The following is a 21,384-nucleotide window of genomic DNA, read 5'->3' as shown; positions in this document are numbered from 1 at the left end:
CTTCCCGTGCGTCTTGGTGTGTCCGGATACCTCTATGTCTGTGCCGCCGGGGGCGGTTATGCCGTAGCCGCGGCCGTGCCCGCCAGCGCCTTGATCCGGTCGGGCCGGAATCCCGACCAGTGGTCGTTACCCGCCACGACGACCGGCGCCTGCAGGTAGCCCAGTGCCATCACGTAGTCGCGGGCCTCGGTGTCGAGGCTGATGTCAACCGTCTGGTAGGCGATGCCCTGCTTGTCCAGCGCCTTGTACGTGGCGTTGCACTGCACGCATGCGGGCTTGGTGTACACGGTGATCGATGGCTGACTCATCTTCGGTACGGCTCCTCTACAACTGTCACTGCACTGAGACTGGCAACTCGTCGGGTACTACATTCCAGCGGCCCGCAGACCTCCGTGATTCCTGGCTGACCGGTTCTCCCTCTCCCGGACTGTCGGGAAACCGACTGCACCGAATTCGGGGGCTCCGGCTGACCCTGGGCGGTACGTGTACCGCGGTGTCTGTCGGTGCTCGAAACACTACACCTAGTGTCCGACATTGCGAAGGTATACCAGATGTTCTGAATGACATTTTTGAAATTCCCAGGTCGTAAGCCGTCGCCTGCGACACGATCGGCGTGTCGCATATCACACTTTCGGCGCCCGAAGATCTCACGTACGTCACACCCACCGGTCTACCATCCGGCACCGACATCCCCCGCGCGCCGGCCCCTCGCGCACCCCTCTCAGCAAACCGTCGGCCGACCCGGACGGGCCCGGCCGACGATTATCGCGCGCACCGGCTAACCGACCTCTGCAGCCAACTTTCCGACGATGTCGCGCAGGTTGGCCGCCACTTCGGCGTTCTCGCGGGGATGCTTACCGTCGAACGCGGTGGTCTGCACCGACAGCTGCAGATCCCCGATCACGCGCGCGCCAGCGATCCCGAAGGACTTGCGCGTCTCGTCCTGCGCCCACACCCCGCCGTATCGACCCCGCGCCGCCCCGACCACGGCGAGCGGCTTGTCCTGCAGCGCACCCACGCCGAACGGCCGCGACAACCAGTCGATCGCGTTCTTGAGCACACCGGGAGTCGAGCCGTTGTACTCCGGGGTGATGACGAGGGCGGCGTCGGACTCGGCGGCCGCCTGGCGCACCGCGGCGACCGGCTCGGGAACCGCGTCGGTGTCGATGTCCTCGTTGTAGAACGGCAGCTCCCCAAGCCGGTCGAAGAGCCGCAGGGTCACCCCCTCCGGGGCGGTTTCGGCCGCCAGTTCGGCCAGCTGGCGATTGATCGAGGCCGCCCGCAGGCTGCCCACCAGCACCAGCACCTTGATGTCCGACATGGTCGCGTCCCTTTCGGTCAGGTCGAAAGAATTTTCACACAGCAGAACCGGACTAGGGTCCGATTAATTCCAGCTGACCTAAACTGGTGCGATGGCCGCGCCTCGTCCCCTCGTTGAGCTGTCGGTCACCGACCAAGCGCCGCAGGAGCGCGGCGACGCCGCGCGCAACCGCACGCTGATTCTCGAAGCCGCGCGCCGCCTCATCGCCGAGCGCGGCGCCGACGCGGTCAGCACCGACGACATCGCCGCGGCCGCCGGTGTCGGCAAGGGCACGCTGTTCCGCCGGTTCGGCAGCCGGGCGGGTCTGATGATCGTGCTGCTCGACGAGGACGAGAAGACCGCGCAACAGGCGTTCATGTTCGGGCCTCCCCCGCTCGGTCCCGGCGCGCCGCCGCTGGAGCGGCTGTTGGCATACGGGCGCAGCCGGCTCGAATTCGTCCACACCCACCACGCCTTGATGTCCGATGCCAACCGGGATCCGCAGACGCGGTTCAGCCCGCCGGCCACGCTGCATCACCGTCACGTCAGGGTGCTGTTGGAGGACGCGGGCACCACCGGGGACCTCGACGCGCAGGCCGCCGCCCTGCTCGCGCTGCTCGACCCGGATTACGTGCATCATCAACTCACCGAGCGCGGCGAGACGTTGGAGAGCCTCGGTGATGCATGGGAATCGGTGGCGCGCAAACTGTGCGGGAAATGAAGCGCTGGGTCCTGCACGTCGATCTCGACCAGTTTCAGGCCGCCGTGGAGGTACGCCGGCGCCCGGAGCTGGACGGTCTGCCGATCATCGTCGGCGGCAACGGTATTCCCGACGAACCCCGCAAGGTGGTGACCTGCGCGTCGTATCCGGCGCGCAAGTCCGGGGTGCACGCGGGCATGCCGCTGCGCACCGCGGCCCGCAAGTGCCCGGAGGCGACGTTCCTGCCGTTGGACACCGACGCCTACGACGCCGCCTCCGAGGAGGTGATGGGGCTGCTGCGTGACTTCGGCCATCCCGTGGAGGTCTGGGGCTGGGACGAGGCGTATGTCGGGGCCGACCTCGACGACGTCGCCGACGCCGTCGATCTGGCCGAACGGATCCGCTACATGGTGCCCGCCGAAACGAGCCTGTCGTGTTCGGTCGGCATCAGCGACAACAAGCAGCGGGCCAAGGTCGCGACCGGGTTCGGCAAGCCGGCGGGTGTCTTCGTGCTGACCGACGAGAACTGGATGGCGGTGATGGGTGACCGCGAGGTCGACGCATTGTGGGGCGTCGGGCCCAAGACCGCCAAAAGGCTTGCCACGATGGGCATCACCACCGTCGCCGATCTGGCCGCCACCGACGCCACCACGCTGACGTCGACGTTCGGGCCGACGACGGGTCTCTGGATTCTGCTGCTGGCCAAGGGGGGCGGAGACACCGAGGTCAGCGCAACGCCCTGGGTGCCACGCTCACGCAGCCACGTCGTCACCTTTCCCACGGATCTCACCGACCGCAGCGAAATGGATGCCGCCGTCGTCGATCTCGCACAACGGACGCTGGCCGAGGTGGTAGAGCAGGACCGAACCGTCACCCGGGTGGCGGTGACGGTGCGGACCAAGACCTTCTACACCAGGACCAAGATTCGCAAACTGCCCGTGCAGACCGTCGATCCGCAGATCGTCACGGCGACCGCGCTTGATCTGCTCGGCCAGTTCGAACTGGATCGGCCGGTGCGGCTGCTCGGTGTGCGACTGGAACTGGCGCCGCCAGACGGCGGGTACTGAAGAATGCTGCACACGGTTGCCATTCGCGGCTATCGGTCGCTTCGCGACATCGTGTTGCCGCTCGCCCGCCTGACCGTGGTCACCGGCGCCAACGGCACCGGCAAGTCGTCGCTGTACCGCGCGCTGCGGCTGCTGGCCGATTGCGGACGCGGTGAGGTGATCGGCTCACTGGCACGCGAGGGCGGGCTGGAATCGGTGCTGTGGGCCGGTCCCGAGGAACTCGGCGCGGCGCGACGGACGGGCCGCGTGGAGGGCACCACCCGCTCCGGGCCCGTCTCGCTGGAACTCGGCTTCGCCTCCGACGATTTCGGCTATCTGGTCGATCTCGGGCTGCCCCAGATGGCCGGGCACAAGTCGCTGTTCGCGCGTGACCCGGAGATCAAACGCGAGGCGGTGTTCGCAGGCCCGGTGATGCGGGCCGGCACGACGCTGGTGCGTCGCACCCGCGACTACGCCGAGGCGCGTGCGGAATCGGGCCGCGGATTCGACACGCTGTCGCAGGCGCTGCCGCCGTACCGCAGCGTGCTCGCCGAGTACGCCCACCCCGGCGCGCATCCCGAGCTTGCGGCGGTGCGTGATCGGCTGCGCGACTGGCGGTTCTACGACGGCTTCCGGGTCGACGCGTCCGCGCCGTCGCGCCAACGCCACGTCGGTACCCGCACACCCGTACTGTCCGACGACGGCAGCGACCTGGCGGCAGCGATCCAGACGATCATCGAGGCCGGGTTCGACGATCTGCAACGTGCCGTCGCAGACGCGTTCGAGGGCGCGACGGTGTCGGTGACCGTGCACGACGGCCTTTTCGACCTGCAACTGCACCAGCGCGGCATGTTACGTCCGTTGCGCGCCGCCGAATTGTCCGACGGCACACTGCGATTCCTGCTGTGGGCCGCCGCGCTGTCGAGTCCACGGCCACCGTCTCTGATGGTGCTCAACGAACCGGAGACCTCGTTGCACCCCGATCTGGTCGGTCCACTGGCGTCGTTGATCCGCGCCGCCGCCACCACGGCGCAGGTCGTGGTCGTCACCCACTCCAAGACACTGCTGGAGTTCCTGGACACCGTCCCCGTCGCCGATGCGGCCGACGGTGACGAGGCCGACGTCGTCGAGATCGGTCTGTACAAGGAAATGGGCGAAACCCGCGTCGAGGGGCTGGGTCTGCTGACCGCCCCGCCGTGGGACTGGGGCAGACGCTAGCGCCGTGCGGCGGGTCGCAACGCCTTGGTGAACAACACGTTGGCCTGGCGCATCGCGACGCTGTACGGCCACCATGCGACCCGCTTGAACAGATACAGCGCCCGGATGTCGAACGAGGTGTAGATCAGGAACCGGTTGCGCCGCACCCCTTTGAGGATGCACTCGGCGGCGTGCTCCGGTGAGACCGCATGCCCGCTGAACCGGTCCGTCCACTTCTTCACCCGCGGGTCCTCACGGTCCACGCCGGCGATCTGAACCGTTTGCACCAGAGGGGTTTTCACCGCCCCGGGAACCACGACCGAAACCCCGATGCGGTGTCGGGCGAGATCGAACCGCAGCACCTCGGACAGACCGCGCAGCCCGTATTTGCTTGCGCTGTAAGCGGCGTGCCACGGCAACGCCACCAACCCCGCCGCCGAGGACACGTTGACCAGGTGTCCACCCCTGCCCGCCGCGACCATCGGCGGAACGAACGCCTCGATGACGTGAATCGGCCCCATCAGGTTGATGTCGATCATCGACTTCCAATGTTGATGCGTCAGGGTCGATACCGTGCCCCAGGCCGACACCCCGGCGATGTTCATCACCACATCCATCGCGGGATGGTCGGCGTGGATGTCGGCGGCGAAGGCCACCACCGCGTCGTAGTCGGAGATGTCGAGCGCTCGGTGTTCGGCCACGGTCCCGCCCAACGCCTTCGCGTCTGCAACCGTCTTTTCCAGACCCTCGGCATCACGGTCGGTGAGGTATAGCTCGGCGCCCTCGGCCGCCAGTTTCAGTGCTGTCGCGCGACCGATGCCGCTGGCGGCCCCGGTCAGAAGACAACGCTTGCCGGTGAAACCGCTTCGCTGCGCCATGGCGGTGACAATACCTATCCGCCGGGCTGGTCCTCGCGCAAGTGCTCGCCGCCCCACAGCCCGTACAACCACAACCGCTCGACGACCTCCACGGCCCGGGCCGGGTCGGATCCCCGGCCGATGAACGCGCTGTCGTGGGTGAGCGTCATCATCGTCGTCGCCGCCAGCGTCCGCACCAGAGCGGGCAGATCATCGGAGACCGGGCGGGCGTCGGCGTCCTGCTCCACCAGGCTGACGATCTTGTCGATGATGCCGTCGGCGAAGTCGTCCATCATCTCCCGGATCTGCGCGTCGGTGTTCCGGGCCACCGCACAGGCGTGCATGATCGGATCGTTGGTCGCATAGACCGCTGCGGCGCTGCCGACCATCCGCTTGGCGTAATCGGAGAGTGACTCGTCGGGTTCCCTCGGCGCGAAGTTGTGCGTGAGCTTGGCGAGCTCCTCGCTGGCCTCGGCGAGGATCACCGCCAGCACCGCGTACTTGGAATCGAAGTAGAAGTAGAACCCAGACCGAGCGACCCCGGCGCGTTCGCTGATCGTGCTCACCGACAGATCCGCGAATGACCTTTCCTGAAGCAGTTCTCGCACGGCGCGCACAATCGCGTCGCGCTGGCGATCGCCGCGGCTTCGACGTGTCTCCCGTGCTTCGGCCGTCATGGCTTTAGACCTTTTCATCGCGACGCCGCCGTGCCAAACTTGACAGGCGTCAAGAGAGAATACCAGGATGGGCCCTAGGTGACATCCACCACCGCGTGCCCTTTTCAGGAGTGTCCATATGGCGACCATCAGCACCAAGGATTATCTGCTCGACCAGGCGAAACGACGGCTCACCCCGACGTTGAACAACCTGCCGCTCGGCCCCCTCGAGCGGCGCCTCACCGAGCGGGAGTGGCCGCAGTTCGTGCTGGCCGAGCCGCCGGCGGGCAGCGGACTCAAGCCCGTCATGGGCGACTCGGGGGTGCCGATCCTCGGGCACATGATCGAGGCGTTCCGCGGCGGGCCCGACTACGTGCTGAAGGTGTACCGCAAGTACGGTCCCGTGCACTACGCCCACTCCCCGGCGCTGTCGTCGGTTTCGGCGCTCGGGCCCGACGCCACCCAGGAAGTCTTCTCCAACAAGAGCAAGGACTACTCGCAGAAGGGCTGGCATCCGGTCATCGGCCCGTTCTTCAACCGCGGTCTGATGATGCTCGACTTCGAAGAGCACATGTTCCACCGGCGCATCATGCAGGAGGCGTTCACCCGCACCCGGTTGACGGGCTACGTCGAGCACATCGACAACGTGGCCTCGAAAGTGGTCGCCAACGACTGGGTGGCCAACGACGCGCGGTTCCTGCTGAACCCCGCGCTCAAAGAGCTCACCCTCGACATCGCCTCGGTGGTCTTCATGGGCCATGAGCCCGGCACCGACCACGAACTGGTCACCAAGGTGAACGAGGCGTTCGCCATCACCACCCGCGCCGGTGGCGCGATCATCCGCACCAGCGTGCCACCGTTCAAGTGGTGGCGGGGGCTGCGGGCGCGCAAGGTGCTCGAGGAGTACTTCGAGGAGCGGGTCAAGGAACGCCGCCACTCCGGGGGCACCGACATGCTCTCGGTGCTGTGTCAGTCCGAGGACGAGGACGGCAACCGCTTCACCGACCAGGACATCGTCAACCACATGATCTTCTTGATGATGGCCGCCCACGACACGTCGACGTCGACGCTGACCACCATGGGTTACCAGCTCGCCGCCAACCCGGAGTGGCAGGAGCGCTGCCGCGACGAGTCCTCGCGGCTGGGCGACGGGCCGCTGGACATCGAGGCGCTGGAGAAGCTGGAAGCCCTCGACCTGGTGATCAACGAATCGCTGCGGTTGGTCACCCCGCTGCCGTTCAACGTTCGCCAGGCGGTCCGCGACACCGACCTGCTGGGCTACTACATCCCGGCCGGCACCAACATCGTGACGTGGCCCGGCATGAACCACCGGCTGCCCGAGCTGTGGACGAACCCCGAGAAGTTCGACCCCGACCGCTTCGCCGAACCGCGCTCCGAGCACAAGAAGCACCGGTATGCGTTCGCCCCGTTCGGCGGTGGCGCGCACAAGTGCATCGGCATGGTGTTCGGCCAGCTGGAGATCAAGACCGTCATGCACCGGCTGCTGCGCAGGTACCGCCTGGAGCTGCCGCGGCCGGGTTACAAGCCGCACTATGACTACGCCGGTATGCCGGTGCCGATGGACGGCATGCCGATCGTGCTGCGCCCGCTGCACTGACGCTGCCGTTGCGCGATCGGGCGCAGCCGAGCTATGCCGTCAGCAGCCGGTTGGCGCAGGCGATCACCGCGTCCAGCGCGGACCGCGTCGGGTCGTCCGACAGGCCCATCGCCCACCGCGAGCGGGCGCCGTCGGAACCCTGGATGAACGTCGCGGTGCACTCACCGGCGGGCACCTGGTGAAACGCCGTCGTCTCGACGGGGATGCCGTGCTCGTACAACATCGCTGTCAGCGCCGCCACCGGCCCGGACGCCGCGGCCGACGCGGTGGTGATCCGGTCGCCGATGTCCAGCGTCGCCTGGTAGGTGCGGGCCTGGGGACCGAGCCGCGTGGCCCGACGGTGGCCGTCGGCGCACGTCCAGCTGCGTAGCCGCAGCGGTCCGGAGCTGGGCGAATATTCGGCGAAAAACGCTTCGAACGACATCGCGTCTGCCTGTGCGCGCAGGCCGCGGGGCAACGGGGTGTGGAAGCGCGCCGCCGCGGTGCACGCGGGTGGTGTGGTGATCGCAAGAGACATGTGTGCCGGGCTTCTGCTCTGAGGAGTGACCGACGGAAATAGCAACGACCCACAGCGAGGGGTCGGTCGAGATCAGACCCCGCTGCGGGTTGCTACTACGAGTCGCCTTGGCACGGTGCCGATGCTAGACGCTCGGTGAGCCGGCGTGCAATCGCATTTCTTCCTCGAGTCACCACGACATGCCCGCGGGGTTCGCAGGCCGTAACGTGAGCGGCCGATGAACTGGGCATTGCTATTCGCGGCGGGTGTGCTCGGCGGACTCACCGGCAGTATCGCGGGACTCGCGTCGGTGGCCACCTATCCGGCGCTACTCGTCGCGGGGCTGCCGCCGGTGACCGCGAACTTGACCAACACGGTGGCGCTGGTGTTCAACGGGGTCGGGTCCGTGCTGGGGTCCCGGCCGGAGCTACGTGGCCAGATTCCGTGGCTGATGCGGATCACCCCGGTGGCTGCGCTTGCGGGCGCGCTCGGCGCGGTCCTGCTGTTGTCCACGCCGCCGGAGGGCTTCGAGCGCCTCGTGCCGCTGCTGCTGGGGCTGGCGTCGCTGGCGATCCTGATGCCGCACGGCAAGCCGGAAATGGCGGCCGAGGACGGCCGACGGCCCACCGGGCGGGTGGTCCTCGAGGCCGCGGCGATCTTTGCGATCTGCGTCTACGGCGGCTACTTCGGGGCCGCGGCGGGCGTCCTGATGCTGGCGCTGTTGCTGCGGCTGGGTCATGCCACGCTCGCCCACGCCAACGCCGGCAAGAACTACATCAACGGCGTGACCAACCTCGTCGCCGCCGTGGTGTTCGCGGTGATCGCGCCCGTGCAGTGGTGGGCGGTCCTGCCGCTGGGCCTCGGTTGTCTCATCGGCTCGCGGCTGGGGCCGATCGTCGTCCGCCACGCCCCGGCCGGACCGATGCGGGTGCTGATCGGCGCAGCCGGGTTGGCGGTGGCCGTCAAGCTGGCGTTCGACACCTGCGGCTGACCCCCCTCCCGAGTCCCGCGAGCAGACGCGAAAACCCCCAAAATCGGGTGTTCTTGGGGGTGCAAGCGTCTGCTCGCCGCGAAAAACGTGCCGCCTCAGATGCCGAACGGGTTGTCGCCCTTGGCGACTCGGGTGCCGATCTCAATCAGGTTCTGCGCGTTGGCATGTAACCGCTCCCCCGCATCGCGGCTGGCTTGGCCGACGAGGAAGCGCGACCACGTGCCCTCGATCACGATGCCGAGTTTGAAGCACGCCATCGCGACATACCAGTCCAGCATCGACGTCCGGCGGCCACCGGCGCCCAGGTAGGCCTCCAGCAGCTCTCGCCGGCTTGCCAGCCCGCCGAGTTCGGCCAGCGCGGCACCCGCTGTGATCGTGTTGGTCTCCAGCGGCCAGCAGATCAACATCCAGCCCAGATCCAGCAGCGGGTCGCCGATCGTGCACATCTCCCAGTCGACGAACGCCGCCAACTCGGGCTTGTCCCGCCGGAGCAGCACGTTGCTCAAATGCGGGTCGCCGTGCAGGATTCCGGGTTGCCCGTCGGGCGGACGGTTGTCCTCCAGCCACTCGGCCAGTTCACCGACGGCCAGCGATGCGGGGTCGTAGCGGTCGTGCCGATAGCTTTCCAGCAGCCGCAGAAACTGCGGAACCTGGCGCTCGAGAAAAGAACCCGGGCGTTTGAGCTCGGCCAGCGGGCTGCCCTCCCACTCCACGTTGCCCAGTTGGGCCAGGCTGGCCGCGTAGGACAGGCCGACCTGGTAGCGCATCTCCGGGTCCCGGACGTAGGCCTCGTCGACCTCGCCGCCGGGATTGAAGCCGTCCACCTCTTCCATCAGGTAGAAGACCACCCCGAGCACGTCGAGGTCGTCGCAGCCGGCGATGAACCCGGGATGCGGGACGTTGGTTCCGGCCAGGGTGCGCAGCGCGGCGATCTCGCGCAGCATCGTCTTGTCGCTCGTCGGGCGCGGATGCAGCGGCGGGCGTCGCAACACCATCGGCCGTCCGTCGATTCGGATCCGCACGACGATGTTCTGGGTGCCGCCGGTCAGGGGTTCGACGTCGGTCACGGTCGAGCCCAAATTCTGTTGTCGCACCCAGCGCTGCAGCGCCTGCTGGTCGTCGTCGGTCAGGGTGGGTAGCTGCGGCACGGCGTCGGACATACCGCCATCGTGTCAGGCTCTGCGCGCGGTCAGCAGCAGGTACTCCCATTCCATCGCGGAACCGCCCTGCAGGAAGCGGTCACCGAGGCAGGCGAGCGCGGCGTCGAGCTCGGCGACGCGGTCCGGGTCGTCCTCGATGTTGCGGTACGCCGCGATCGTCGGCCCGTACATCGAGCTGAAGTAGTCGCGGAACGCCGCACCGTCGCTGAAGCGGTCGACGGTCAGGGTGCGGCGCTCGGCGACGACGTCGACGACGCGGTCGCCGAGCAGGGCGCGGACGTGGTCCTCGTCTCCCCACAGCGGCGGCGGCTGCGCGCCGGGCGGTGGGGCCGCGACGTAGGGCTTCATGGTGGCGAACAGCTCACCGATCTGGCCTTCGGGTGTCCAACTCAGCAGCGCGATCCTGCCGCCCGGTTTGCACACCCGGACCATCTCGTCGGCGGCCCGTTGGTGAAACGGGGCGAACATCACGCCGATGCAGGACATCACCACGTCGAATTCGGCGTCCCCGAACGGCAATGCGTGCGCGTCGCCCTCGCGCCATTCGAGCGTGACGCCGCGTTCGGCAGCCAGCCCGCCGCCGTGCTCCAGCAGTTCTGGGCACAGATCGCTGGCGACGACGCGGGCTCCTGTGAGCGCGGCCGGGATCGCGGCGTTGCCGGTGCCCGCGGCGACGTCGAGCACACGGTCGTCGGGGCCGATACCGGCGGCGTCCACCAGAATCGGGCCCAGCGGCGAGACGATCTCGGCCGCGAGCTTCGGGTAGTCACCGGACGCCCACATGACCCGGTGTTTGGCGGCGATCTGATGATCGGCGACGGCGGTGGTGGGGTCGTTCATCGCAGTACCTTCCGTGCGCGGTGCAGTTATCGTCGCGCACACCGGTCACGGCGATCCAGTACCAAATCTGTACCGGGACTGGTTCGATATCTGTACTGCCCGTTCTGGTCCCGGAGGTGCGCATATGCCCGGATACGGCCAGTTCTGCCCCGTCGCCAAGGCCATGGAGCTGCTCGACGAGCGGTGGACCATGCTCGTCGTGCGTGAACTGCTGCTCGGCAGCCAACACTTCAACGACCTGCGGCGCGGAGTGCCGAAGATGTCGCCGGCACTGCTGTCGAAGCGACTGAAATCGCTGATTCGGGCCGGCATCGTGGAACGCGCCGACGTCGACGGCCGCACCACCTACACGCTCACCGAATGCGGCAAGGAACTCGCCGAGGTCGTCGACGCGCTCGGCGCCTGGGGGGTGCGTTGGATCGGCGAACTCGGTGCCGAGGATCTCGACCCGCACCTGCTGATGTGGGACATCCGCCGCACCGTACCGATCGCCGAATGGCCACGTAAGCGCACCACTTTGGCGTTTCGGCTGTCCGAGGTGGCACCGAAGGCGTCCCGGTGGTGGCTGGTGGTCGCCGACGGGCACGCCGATGTGTGCGATTTCGATCCCGGCTACGACGTGGCAGGCACCGTTGAGACCAGCCTGCGCAGCCTCACCCTGATCTGGCGCGGCGACGTGTCATGGCGGCAGGCGCTGCTCGACGGCAGCGTCGCGATCTCCGGGCCGGCCGAGGTGCGCCGCGCCGTTCCGACGTGGATCGGCCAGTCGTTACTCTCGGCGGTACCGCGACGGGCGTGAGGGTCATTGTGACACCGGGTATTCCAGGAACGGCCGCACACCGTTGATGACACAACGGACTGACACCAACCGCGACTTCGTTTGGCAGACAGTGTTTCGCCGAAGGTCAGGTGCCGCTCAGTCGAGGATGCGCCGGGCCACGTTGGTGGTGACCAGGTCGAGCAGTTCGTCCGCGCGTCCCGCCAGGATTGTCCGAATTGCATACAGCGAGAAGCCTTTAGCCTGTTCGACGGTGATGGCGGGCGGTATCGACAGCTCCTGACGTGCGGTGACCACGTCAACGACGGCCGGCCCGTCGAATTCAAACGCGTCGACGAGCGCCTGATGCAGGTCGGCGGGCTGCTCGACGCGGCGACCGAAGATGCCCATGGCCCGCGCGACGGCGGCGAAGTCGGGGTTGACGAGGTCGGTGCCGAAGTTGACGATGCCGGCGGCTTTCATCTCGAGCTCGACGAAGTTCAGCGACGAGTTGTCGAAGACGATCACCTTGACCGGCAGCGCGTTCTGGATCAGCGTCACCAGCTCGCCGAACAGCATCGTCAGCCCGCCGTCGCCGGCCAGCGCGACGACCTGGCGGCCGGGCTGTGCGGTCTGCGCGCCGATCGCATGCGGCAGCGCGCACGCCATGGTGCCGTGGTTGAACGAGCCGATCAGCCGCCGTCGGCCGTTCATGCTGAGGTAGCGCGCTGCCCACACCACAGGAGAGCCGACGTCGACGGTGAACACCGCATCGTCGGAGGCGAGCTGATCGGCAAGGCCCGCAACGTATTCCGGTCGGATCGGGGTGCGGTCGCGGTCGTTGACGGCCAGCTCGTCCATCGCCTGGCGGGTCTTGCGGTAGTGGCGCAGCGAGCGGTCGAGGTGCTGGCGGTCGGTCTTCTGGTGCAGCAGCGGTTGCAGCGCGGCCACCGTGTCGGCGACGGTGCCCACCAGCCCGAGATCGATCGGCGTGCGGCGGCCGAGGTGGCGCCCGCGGATATCGACCTGGATGACCTTGGCGTGGTCCGGGAAGAACTGCGGATAGGGGAAGTCGGTGCCCAGCATGAGCAGCGCGTCGGCCTCTTTCATGGCCTTGTAGCCGGAAGCGAAACCGAGCAGGCCCGTCATGCCGACGTCGAACGGGTTGTCGTACTCGATGAACTCCTTGCCGCGCAACGCATGTACGACCGGCGCGTTGAGGGTGGCCGCCAGCTGGATCAGCGCGTCGTGCGCGCCTGCCGCCCCGGCCCCGCCCAGGATGGTGACCGCACTCGCGTCGTTGAGTATGGCAGCGGCCCGGCGCAGCGATTCGTCGTCGGGTACCACGATCGAACGCGCCGCGGCGATCGGTCGCGCGGTCCAGCCCGACGCGTCGGCGCGCTGCAGAAAGATCTCTCCCGGGATGACGACCACCGCCACGCCACTGTCCTCGACGGCGGCGCGCATCGCCATCTCGAGGATCCGCGGGGCCATCTCGGGGGTGCTGACCAGTTCGCGGTACACACTGCACTCGCGGAACAGCTCCTGCGGATGGGTCTCCTGGAAGTAGTCCGACCCGATCTCGGTGCGGGGAATGTGCGCGGCGATGGCCAGCACCGGCACCCGGCTGCGTTGCGCGTCGTACAGCCCGTTGATCAGGTGCAGGTTGCCGGGCCCGCAGCTGCCCGCACACACCGCCAACCCGCCGGTGAGCGCGGCGTCGGCCGCGGCTGCGAACGCCGCGGTCTCCTCGTGGCGGACGTGCTCCCAGCTGATCTCGCCCGATCGGCGGATCGCGTCGGTGAAGCCGTTGAGGCTGTCACCCGGCAGGCCGTACACCCGGCGCACGCCACTGACCCGCAGAGCTTCGATGAGGTGTTCGGCGACGGTCGCCACGCCGCTCACCCTAATGCGATTTGTGTGCGTTTAGGAGCGCTGAAGCGCTCCTAAACGCACACAAATCACCTCTTACTTGGGGGCGAAGCGCTGACCCGCGTCCAGCCGCAGGCACTGGCCGTTGAGCATCGGGTTCTCGACGATCGCGGCCACCAGCTTCGCGTACTCCTCCGGCTTGCCGAGCCGCTTCGGGAACGCCGCATCCTTGGTCAGCGCCTTGGCGAACTCGTCCGGAATGCCCTCGGTCAGTCCGGTCGCGAACAGGCTCGGGGCGATCGCGAGCGCGCGGATACCCAGGCTGCCCATGTCGCGCGCCATCGTCAGGCACATCCCGGCGATCGCGGCCTTGGACGCGGTGTAGGCCACCTGCCCGATCTGGCCCTCGAACGCGGCGATCGAGGCGGTGTTGATGATGACGCCGCGCTCCTCCTGCTCGTCGTCGACCGGATCCTGCTTGCTCATCTGCCAGCCCGCGAGCCTGCTGATGTTGAAGGTGCCGATGAGGTTCAGGTCGACGCACTTGCGGAAGGTCTCCAGGCTGTGCGGCCCGTCCTTCTTCACGGTGCGCTCGGCCGCACCGCCGCCGGCGGTCGTCACGATGATGTGCAGACCGCCCAGCGCGTCGATGGCCTCCTGCAGCACCTTCTCGGTGCCGTCGAAGTCGGTGACGTCGACCTCGTAGAAGGACCCACCGATCGCGTCGGCGACTTCCTTGCCCTTCGACTGCGGGCGGTCCAGCACGGCCACGCTCGCGCCACGCTTGGACAACAGCTCGGCGGTCGCCTTGCCGAAGCCCGACGCCCCACCGACGATGATGGCCTTCTTGCCCTCGATCTCCATCTAGCCGCCTTTCCAAAAACCGGTCAAATCGTAAAGCAACTTAGCGGACGGCATACGTCGGCGACCCGCTCGGGTCCTCCTGACACTACCTTTGACGACATGGCCGAACCGGCTCGCGAAACCAGGATGCTGGCGGGCATCGCCGCGGCCGCGGTGGCGCTGGGCGTGACGCAACTGCTCGCGGTCGGGTTCGGTCCTGAGGCCGACGCCCGCACCGCGGTCGGATCGGTGGTCATCGACGTGACGCCAGGGCCGGTCAAGGAGTGGGCCATCGCGACGTTCGGCATGGCCGACAAGCTGGTGCTTTCGGTACTGGTCCTGGCCGTGATCGCGCTCGTCGCGGCGCTGACCGCCGCGCTGGAGACCCGCCGCGTCCCGGTGGGAAGCGTCGCGATCGTGACGGCGGGCGCCGCCGGGTGCGCGGCGGTGTTGTCGCGGCCGGGAGCGACGCCTGCCGACGTCGTGCCGACCCTGGTGGGTACAGCGTGCGGGGTCGCCGTGCTGCGCCTGCTCGTCTGCGGACGCGTCACCGACCGGCCGGCCGACGACCAAGCCGACCCGGGTCGACGGCTGTCACTGCTCACCCTCGGGTTTCTGGCCGCGGGCGCGGTCACCGGAGCGGTCGGTGTGGTGCTGTCGCGCCTGGCCTCGTCGGTGTCCGCCGATCGCGACGCCTTCGCGTTGCCCCGTGTCGACGTGGCGGCGCCCCCGGCCGGACCCGACGTACAGCCCAAAGACGTTGCGTTGCCGTCGTTCATCACCGACAACGACGACTTCTACCGGATCGACACCGCGCTGACCGTGCCGCAGCTCAGCCGCGCCGACTGGCAGCTCACCATCCACGGCATGGTGGACCGCGAAGTCACCTATCGGTTCGACGATCTGCAACGATTCGAGGCCGTCGAGAAGCTGGTGACGCTGACGTGCGTGTCCAACCCGGTCGGCGGCGACCTCGTCGGCAACGCCGCGTGGACCGGATATCGGGTGCGAGATCTGTTGGCAGAAGCGGGAATCCACCCCGACGCCGACATGGTGCTGTCGACGTCCGTCGACGGGTTCACCGCGGGCACGCCCGTCGAAGCGCTCACCGACGGCCGCGACTCGTTGTTGGCGGTCGGCATGAACGGCGAACCGCTACCCACCGCGCACGGCTATCCCGCCCGCCTCGTGGTGCCTGGACTGTACGGATACGTGTCGGCCACCAAGTGGGTCGTCGACCTCGAGGTCACCCGGTTCGACCGCGCCGAGGCGTACTGGACGAAGCGGGGTTGGTCGGCGCGTGGACCCATCAAGACCCAGTCCCGCATCGACGTCCCCCGTGGCGGTCAGAACCTCGCAGCCGGCCCGGTGACGTTCGGCGGCGTCGCGTGGGCGCAGCACCGCGGGATACGCGGCGTCGAGGTCCGCATCGACGGCCCCGGCGGGACCGGCGGCTGGCGCCGGGCCGACCTCGGCGCGAGCTACTCCGACGACACCTGGCGCCTGTGGCGCTTCGCGTGGCAGGCCGAACCGGGCCCGCACACGATCACCGTGCGCGCCACCGACAACACCGGCGCCGTGCAGACCGAGCAGGTCGCCGACCCGGTGCCCGACGGCGCGTCGGGCTGGCACACGGTGTCGTTCACCGTCACCTGACCTCCCGGCGAGCGTGCGTGTCTGCGGGCGACACGCCGGGAACTGACGCGAGTTCTCGCACGCTCGCACGGTCGCCGCCGTGCCAGGCTGGTCTGGTGGACTTGCGTGACGTCGCCGCCGCGTCGGCCGAAGTGGGCGCCTCCTCGTCGCGGCTGGCCAAGATCGCCCGGATCGCCGACCTGCTGCGGCTGGCCGCCGATGATCCCGCCCTGGTGGCGATCGTCGTCTCCTGGTTGTCCGGTGAACTACCGCAACGCCAGATCGGCGTCGGCTGGGCAGCACTGCGTTCGGTGCCTGCCCCGGCGGCAGAACCGTCGCTGACAGTGCTGGAGGTCGACGCGCGGTTCACCGAGATCGGGCAGGTGGCCGGCAAGGGTTCCCAAGCGCGACGGGCCGGCTTGCTCGCCGACCTGTTCGGCCGGGCCACCGACGCCGAGCAGACCTTCTTGCGCCGGTTGCTCAGCGGTGAGCTACGCCAGGGCGCGCTGATCGGGGTGATGGCCGACGCGGTGGCCAAGGCCGCAGGGGTCCCGCCGGCCGCGGTGCGACGCGCCGCCATGCTCGGCGGTGCACTGCCCGCCGTCGCCGCCGCTGCGCTGACGGACGGTGAGCCGGGGCTGGCACAGTTCACCCTCCAGGTCGGCCGACCGGTCGGGCCGATGCTGGCACAGACCGCAACCGGGGTCGGCGATGCGCTCGAACGACTCAGCGGCACAGCTGTTTTCGAAGCCAAGCTCGACGGTGCACGGGTCCAGATCCACCGTTCCGGCGATGCCGTGTCGATCTACACCCGCAGCCTCGACGATGTCACCGCACGCCTACCCGAGGTGGTCGACGCCGCGCTGGCATGGCCGGTGACCGACCTGATCGCCGACGCCGAGGCGATCGCGCTGCGAGCAGACAACCGTCCGCACCGGTTTCAGGTCACCGCTTCTCGGTTCGGACGCTCGGTCGACATCGAGGCGGCCCGCACCGCCCAGCCGCTGTCGGTGTTCGTCTTCGATGTGCTGCACCTCGACGGCGTCGACCTGCTGGACCACCCGACCAGCGAGCGCATCTCGGCGCTGGATGCCATCGTCCCCGACATCCAGCGGGTGGACCGCCTCGTCACCGACGACGTCGGGGCCGCCCAGCGGTTCCTCGAGGTGACGCTGGCCGCGGGTCATGAAGGCGTCATGGCGAAGTCGCCGACGGCGCCGTACGAGGCCGGCCGCCGCGGCGCGGGCTGGCTCAAGGTCAAACCCGTGCACACGCTCGATCTGGTGGTGCTCGCGGTGGAGTGGGGCTCGGGCCGTCGCACCGGCAAGCTGTCCAACATCCACCTCGGCGCGCGCGACCCCGAGTCGGGCGGGTTCGTCATGCTCGGAAAGACCTTCAAGGGCATGACGGACGCGATGCTCGAGTGGCAGACCGCCCGGTTCCTGGAACTGGCCGTCGGAGCCGCGCAGGCGACGACATCGGATACCGGCCCCACAGACGGGCATGTCGTCAAGGTGCGCCCCGAACAGGTCGTCGAGATCGCGTTCGACGGGGTGCAGACCTCGTCGCGGTATCCCGGCGGCATGGCGCTGCGGTTCGCCCGGGTGCTGCGCTACCGCGACGACAAGAGCCCCGCCGAGGCCGACACCATCGACACGGTTCGCGACTTCTACCAGCGCGGGAGCTAAAGCCGTCGTTTTGGCACACCGTCCGGGCGGCCGGTGAAAGGATCGCGGGCATGGCATCTCCCACCACCGAATCCGACCGGATCGAGGAAACCAGAGGCGACGTCACCTATATCCGCACCGACAAGGATTTGCCTCCGGTAGCGATCATCGACCGGTCCCCGATCACCGCCACACACCGGATCGTCTTCGGCGTCATCGCGGTCCTCGGCGCCATCGCCTGGGCCGTGATCGCGTTCTTCCGTGGCGAGACGGTCAACGCGGTGTGGTTCGTGATCGCGGCGATCTGCACCTATGTGATCGGTTTTCGGTTCTATGCGCGGCTGATCGAGATGAAGGTGGTCCGGCCGCGCGACGACAACGCCACTCCCGCCGAGATCTTCCAGAACAACACCGACTACATGCCGACCGACCGGCGTGTGTTGTTCGGACACCACTTCGCGGCGATCGCCGGCGCGGGACCGCTTGTCGGACCGGTGCTGGCCATGCAGATGGGGTATCTGCCCGGCACCATCTGGATCATCATCGGCGCGGTGTTCGCCGGATGCGTCCAGGACTTCCTGGTGCTTTCGATCTCGACCCGCAGGCGGGGCCGCTCCCTGGGCCAGATGGCCCGCGACGAACTCGGCGCGGTCGGCGGGCTCGCCGCGATCGTCGGGGTCCTCGTCATCATGGTGATCCTGCTCGCGGTCCTGGCCCTCGTCGTGGTGCAGGCGCTGGCACAGAGCCCGTGGGGTGTGTTCTCGATCGCGATGACCATCCCGATCGCGCTGTTCATGGGCGTCTACCTGCGCTTCCTGCGTCCCGGGCGGGTGTCGGAAGTGTCGTTGATAGGCGTCGCGCTGCTGTTGCTCGCGGTCATCTCCGGCAACTGGGTAGCCGAAACAAGTTGGGGTGCAAGCTGGTTCAATCTGTCCCCGGTGGTCCTGTCGTGGTGCCTGATCATCTACGGCTTCGCCGCATCGGTGCTACCGGTGTGGCTCTTGCTGGCTCCCCGCGACTACCTGTCCACCTTCATGAAGGTCGGTACCATCGCCCTGCTCGCCGTCGGCATCCTGCTGGCCCGGCCGATCATGGAAGCTCCCGCGGTCTCCAACTTCGCGGCCAGCGGCACGGGCCCGGTGTTCGCCGGATCGTTGTTCCCGTTCCTGTTCATCACGATCGCCTGCGGTGCGCTGTCGGGCTTTCACTCGTTGATCGCGTCGGGCACCACGCCGAAGCTGCTGGAGAAGGAAAGCCAGATGCGGTTGATCGGCTACGGCGGGATGATGACCGAGTCGTTCGTCGCGATCATGGCGCTGATCACCGCGGCGATCCTCAACCCTCACCTGTACTTCGCGATCAACGCCCCCGTCGCGTCGACGGGTGGCACCGCGGAAACCGCGGCGGCATATGTCAATTCGCTGCCGATCGGCGGCGAACCGATCACCGCGGAGCAGATCGCCCAGGCCGCCAAGGACGTCGGCGAGGAGACCATCGTGTCCAGGACCGGCGGCGCCCCCACGTTGGCGTTCGGGATGTCCGAGGTGCTCAGCAAGGTGTTCGGCGGGGACGCGTTCAAGGCCTTCTGGTACCACTTCGCGATCATGTTCGAGGCCCTGTTCATTCTCACCACCGTCGACGCGGGCACCCGAGTGGCACGCTTCATGCTGTCCGACGGCGTGAGCAACCTCGGTGGTCCGCTGCGCAGGCTGAAGGACCCGAGTTGGCGTGTGGGCGCGTGGATCTGCAGTATCATCGTCGTCGCCGCCTGGGGCAGCATCCTGTTGATGGGCGTGACCGACCCGTTGGGTGGAATCAACACGCTTTTCCCGCTGTTCGGCATCGCCAACCAGTTGCTCGCGGCGATCGCGCTGACGGTGGTCACCGTGGTGGTGATCAAGAAGGGCCTTCTGAAATGGGCGTGGGTACCGGGTGTTCCGCTGTTGTGGGACCTCGTGATCACGTTGACGGCGTCGTGGCAGAAGATCTTCTCCGGCGACTCCAAGGTCGGCTACTGGACCCAGCACTTCGCCTACCGCGCGGCCCAGGAGCAGGGCCTGCAGTCCTTCGGCGCGGCGAAGAACCCCGGCCAGATCAGCGACGTCGTCCGCAACACGTTCATCCAGGGCACGCTCTCGATCGTCTTCGCTCTGGTGGTCGTCATCGTGTTCATCGCCGGGGTGATCATGGTGTGGCGGGCGCTGCGCGGTGCCGCGCCGCCGACGACCGAGGACGAGCCGGTGCCGTCGCGGATCTTCGCCCCGTCCGGGCTCATCGCCACCAAGCATGAGAAGGAGGTGCAGAAGCAATGGGACGCGTTATCGAAGTCGTCCGCAAAATCGGTTGGTACTGGGGCACATTGATGGGTGACACCCATTACCAGCGCTACGTCGAACATCGCACACGCACCCATCCCGGTGAGCCGATGCTCTCCGAACGCGACTACTGGCGGATGCGCCACGCGGCCGCCGACGCGAACCCGGGCGCACGCTGCTGCTAGCCGCGAGGACTACGTCATCGAATAGCGCAGCGGCAGGTGCTTGAGCCCGCCGACGAACGTCGTCGCAACGTATTCGGGTGCGCCGGCGAGTTCGACTGAACGCAGCCGCGGCAGCAGTTCGGTGAAGAAGCTGTTCACCTCCATGCGCGCCAACGCCGCGCCGAGGCAGAAGTGCACTCCGTAACCGAACGCGACGTGCTTGTTGGGGTCGCGCGTCACGTCGAAGCGGAACGGATCCCCGAACACGTCCTCGTCGCGGTTGCCCGAAACGTAGGACAGCAGAACAGATTCGCCCGCGGCGATCGGCACGCCGCGCACCGTCGTGTCCTCGGCGGCGGTGCGCATGAACGCCTTGACCGGGGTCACCCAGCGGATCATCTCTTCGGTCGCCAGCGGCATGAGGCTGAGATCGTCTCGCAGCCTGGCCTGCTGATCGGGGTTTTCGATCAGCGCGAGCATCCCTCCTGAGATGGTGGCGCTCGTGGTGTCGTGGCCGGCGGCGGCGACGATCGCGTAGTAGGACATGGTCGCGATGTCGGACAGCGGTTCGCCGTCGACCGTGGCGTTGGCGATCGCGGAGGCCAGATCCTCGGTGGGATGCTCCCGACGCGCCTTGGTCAGCGCGGTGAAGTACTCGAACATCTCCAGCAACGCCGACATCTGCTCGGCCTGCTCGGTGCCGCGCTTGAATTCGTCGTCGTCGCTGCCAAACAGCTCCTGGGTGAGTTTGAGCATGAGCGGGAAGTCCGACTCGGGCACCCCCAACAGCGACATGATGACGTAGAGCGGAAAGTTGACCGCGACCTGCTGGACGAAGTCGCACTCGGGGCCGAGCTCCATCATCTTGTCGACATGGACCCTGGCGAGCTCGTCCACGCGAACCTTCAACGCGCGCATGGCCTTCGGCCGGAACCAGTCCGCTCCGATCGCCCGCATCACCCGATGTTCCGGGTCGTCCATGTGGATGAGCGTGCGAACGCCGATCGCCGCCTGTTGTTCGTCGGCCTCCGCCGTCACCAGCACCGGGCGCGGGGAGTTGGTGAACAGTTCGTTGTCCCGCTCGATGTCCATGATGTCGGCGTGTTTGGTGATCGCCCAGAACGGACGGTAATTCGGCACGTCGACCCACGACACGGGGGCCTCGCAGCGCAGGCGGGTCAGCGCCTCATGAAGTTTCACCTCATCGGCGTAGGCCGTCGGGGTGGCGAACACCTTGGCGTTGTCGTCGACGACGCGCGCATTCATGGAT

Annotated in this window: 20 protein-coding genes; 10 read left to right on the top strand and 10 right to left on the bottom strand. The window is 67.8% G+C overall.

Going from position 1 to position 21,384, the window contains the following annotated elements; all coding sequences use genetic code 11:
• Window positions 1-56: 56 nt before the first annotated feature.
• Together MELE44368_RS15285 and MELE44368_RS15280 are read right to left on the bottom strand one after the other, a co-directional pair.
• The gene (locus MELE44368_RS15285; RefSeq protein ID WP_128109276.1) at window positions 57-308 is read right to left on the bottom strand and encodes a redoxin NrdH; all 252 of its coding nucleotides are present in this window, start codon (window positions 306-308) and stop codon (window positions 57-59) included.
• 470 nt (window positions 309-778) lie between these two features.
• Window positions 779-1,321 (bottom strand): NADPH-dependent FMN reductase, encoded by a 543-nt coding sequence (locus tag MELE44368_RS15280; RefSeq protein ID WP_128109275.1) that lies wholly within the window; start codon window positions 1,319-1,321, stop codon window positions 779-781.
• 91 nt (window positions 1,322-1,412) lie between these two features.
• Here MELE44368_RS15280 and MELE44368_RS15275 point away from each other — a divergent pair, with 91 nt between their 5' ends.
• Genes MELE44368_RS15275 through MELE44368_RS15265 form a run of 3 tightly spaced genes read left to right on the top strand, consistent with a single transcriptional unit; the run spans window position 1,413 to window position 4,264 of the window.
• On the top strand, window positions 1,413-2,021 hold the full coding sequence (locus MELE44368_RS15275) for a TetR/AcrR family transcriptional regulator (protein ID WP_064927556.1): 609 nt from the start codon (window positions 1,413-1,415) through the stop codon (window positions 2,019-2,021).
• Entirely contained in the window at window positions 2,018-3,067 is a 1,050-nt protein-coding gene (locus MELE44368_RS15270; protein ID WP_128109274.1) for a DNA polymerase IV, read from the top strand. Before MELE44368_RS15275 ends, MELE44368_RS15270 begins: the two co-directional genes overlap by 4 nt.
• 3 nt (window positions 3,068-3,070) lie before the next feature.
• Window positions 3,071-4,264, top strand: a complete 1,194-nt coding sequence (locus MELE44368_RS15265; RefSeq protein WP_128109273.1) for an AAA family ATPase — start codon at window positions 3,071-3,073, stop codon at window positions 4,262-4,264.
• On the opposite strand, the gene MELE44368_RS15260 is transcribed toward MELE44368_RS15265, so the two are convergent.
• Entirely contained in the window at window positions 4,261-5,121 is an 861-nt protein-coding gene (locus tag MELE44368_RS15260) for an SDR family oxidoreductase (RefSeq protein ID WP_128109272.1), read from the bottom strand. The genes MELE44368_RS15265 and MELE44368_RS15260 overlap by 4 nt on opposite strands.
• Window positions 5,122-5,135: 14 nt before the next feature.
• A complete protein-coding gene (locus tag MELE44368_RS15255; RefSeq protein WP_128109271.1) occupies window positions 5,136-5,777 on the bottom strand; it encodes a TetR/AcrR family transcriptional regulator in 642 nt (213 codons plus the stop codon).
• A 118-nt stretch (window positions 5,778-5,895) separates the two neighbouring features.
• Between MELE44368_RS15255 and MELE44368_RS15250 the strand changes: the two genes are divergently transcribed.
• Complete coding sequence (locus MELE44368_RS15250) at window positions 5,896-7,374, top strand: cytochrome P450 (RefSeq protein ID WP_128109270.1); 1,479 nt, start codon at window positions 5,896-5,898, stop codon at window positions 7,372-7,374.
• A gap of 31 nt (window positions 7,375-7,405) precedes the next feature.
• On the opposite strand, the gene MELE44368_RS15245 is transcribed toward MELE44368_RS15250, so the two are convergent.
• Window positions 7,406-7,891 (bottom strand): 2-isopropylmalate synthase, encoded by a 486-nt coding sequence (locus tag MELE44368_RS15245; RefSeq protein ID WP_128109269.1) that lies wholly within the window; start codon window positions 7,889-7,891, stop codon window positions 7,406-7,408.
• A gap of 217 nt (window positions 7,892-8,108) precedes the next feature.
• Here MELE44368_RS15245 and MELE44368_RS15240 point away from each other — a divergent pair, with 217 nt between their 5' ends.
• Window positions 8,109-8,861, top strand: a complete 753-nt coding sequence (locus MELE44368_RS15240; RefSeq protein WP_206613774.1) for a sulfite exporter TauE/SafE family protein — start codon at window positions 8,109-8,111, stop codon at window positions 8,859-8,861.
• Between the two features lie 95 nt (window positions 8,862-8,956).
• On the opposite strand, the gene MELE44368_RS15235 is transcribed toward MELE44368_RS15240, so the two are convergent.
• Together MELE44368_RS15235 and MELE44368_RS15230 are read right to left on the bottom strand one after the other, a co-directional pair.
• The gene (locus tag MELE44368_RS15235; protein WP_128109268.1) at window positions 8,957-10,021 is read right to left on the bottom strand and encodes a phosphotransferase family protein; all 1,065 of its coding nucleotides are present in this window, start codon (window positions 10,019-10,021) and stop codon (window positions 8,957-8,959) included.
• A 12-nt stretch (window positions 10,022-10,033) separates the two neighbouring features.
• Window positions 10,034-10,861: a class I SAM-dependent methyltransferase gene (locus tag MELE44368_RS15230; protein WP_128109267.1), complete on the bottom strand. Its 828-nt coding sequence runs from the start codon at window positions 10,859-10,861 to the stop codon at window positions 10,034-10,036.
• A gap of 124 nt (window positions 10,862-10,985) precedes the next feature.
• On the opposite strand from MELE44368_RS15230, the gene MELE44368_RS15225 reads away from it, so the two are divergent.
• Complete coding sequence (locus MELE44368_RS15225) at window positions 10,986-11,660, top strand: winged helix-turn-helix transcriptional regulator (protein ID WP_128109266.1); 675 nt, start codon at window positions 10,986-10,988, stop codon at window positions 11,658-11,660.
• 117 nt (window positions 11,661-11,777) lie between these two features.
• On the opposite strand, the gene poxB is transcribed toward MELE44368_RS15225, so the two are convergent.
• Entirely contained in the window at window positions 11,778-13,514 is a 1,737-nt protein-coding gene (poxB, locus tag MELE44368_RS15220; RefSeq protein ID WP_128109265.1) for a ubiquinone-dependent pyruvate dehydrogenase, read from the bottom strand.
• A 72-nt stretch (window positions 13,515-13,586) separates the two neighbouring features.
• Entirely contained in the window at window positions 13,587-14,354 is a 768-nt protein-coding gene (locus MELE44368_RS15215; protein WP_128109264.1) for an SDR family NAD(P)-dependent oxidoreductase, read from the bottom strand.
• 99 nt (window positions 14,355-14,453) lie between these two features.
• Between MELE44368_RS15215 and MELE44368_RS15210 the strand changes: the two genes are divergently transcribed.
• The 4 genes from MELE44368_RS15210 (at window position 14,454) to MELE44368_RS15195 (ending at window position 20,135) form a co-directional block, all read left to right on the top strand.
• Window positions 14,454-15,989, top strand: coding sequence for a molybdopterin-dependent oxidoreductase (locus MELE44368_RS15210; protein ID WP_128109263.1), 1,536 nt, complete (start codon window positions 14,454-14,456; stop codon window positions 15,987-15,989).
• Between the two features lie 95 nt (window positions 15,990-16,084).
• Window positions 16,085-17,656 carry an ATP-dependent DNA ligase gene (locus MELE44368_RS15205; RefSeq protein WP_128109262.1) on the top strand — a complete coding sequence of 524 codons (1,572 nt, stop codon included), beginning with the start codon at window positions 16,085-16,087 and terminating at the stop codon, window positions 17,654-17,656.
• Between the two features lie 50 nt (window positions 17,657-17,706).
• Complete coding sequence (locus MELE44368_RS15200) at window positions 17,707-19,998, top strand: carbon starvation CstA family protein (RefSeq protein WP_128109261.1); 2,292 nt, start codon at window positions 17,707-17,709, stop codon at window positions 19,996-19,998.
• The gene (locus MELE44368_RS15195) at window positions 19,944-20,135 is read left to right on the top strand and encodes a YbdD/YjiX family protein (protein ID WP_128109260.1); all 192 of its coding nucleotides are present in this window, start codon (window positions 19,944-19,946) and stop codon (window positions 20,133-20,135) included. Before MELE44368_RS15200 ends, MELE44368_RS15195 begins: the two co-directional genes overlap by 55 nt.
• Window positions 20,136-20,144: 9 nt before the next feature.
• Here MELE44368_RS15195 and MELE44368_RS15190 read toward each other — a convergent pair whose 3' ends face one another.
• Complete coding sequence (locus MELE44368_RS15190; protein ID WP_128109259.1) at window positions 20,145-21,380, bottom strand: cytochrome P450; 1,236 nt, start codon at window positions 21,378-21,380, stop codon at window positions 20,145-20,147.
• Window positions 21,381-21,384 lie beyond the last annotated feature (4 nt).

It is taken from the genome of Mycolicibacterium elephantis DSM 44368 (assembly GCF_004014805.1).
Classification (GTDB): Bacteria; Actinomycetota; Actinomycetes; order Mycobacteriales; family Mycobacteriaceae; genus Mycobacterium; species Mycobacterium elephantis.
Note: the sequence above shows the minus strand (reverse complement) of the source record. Positions and strands in the feature narration are given on the sequence as shown.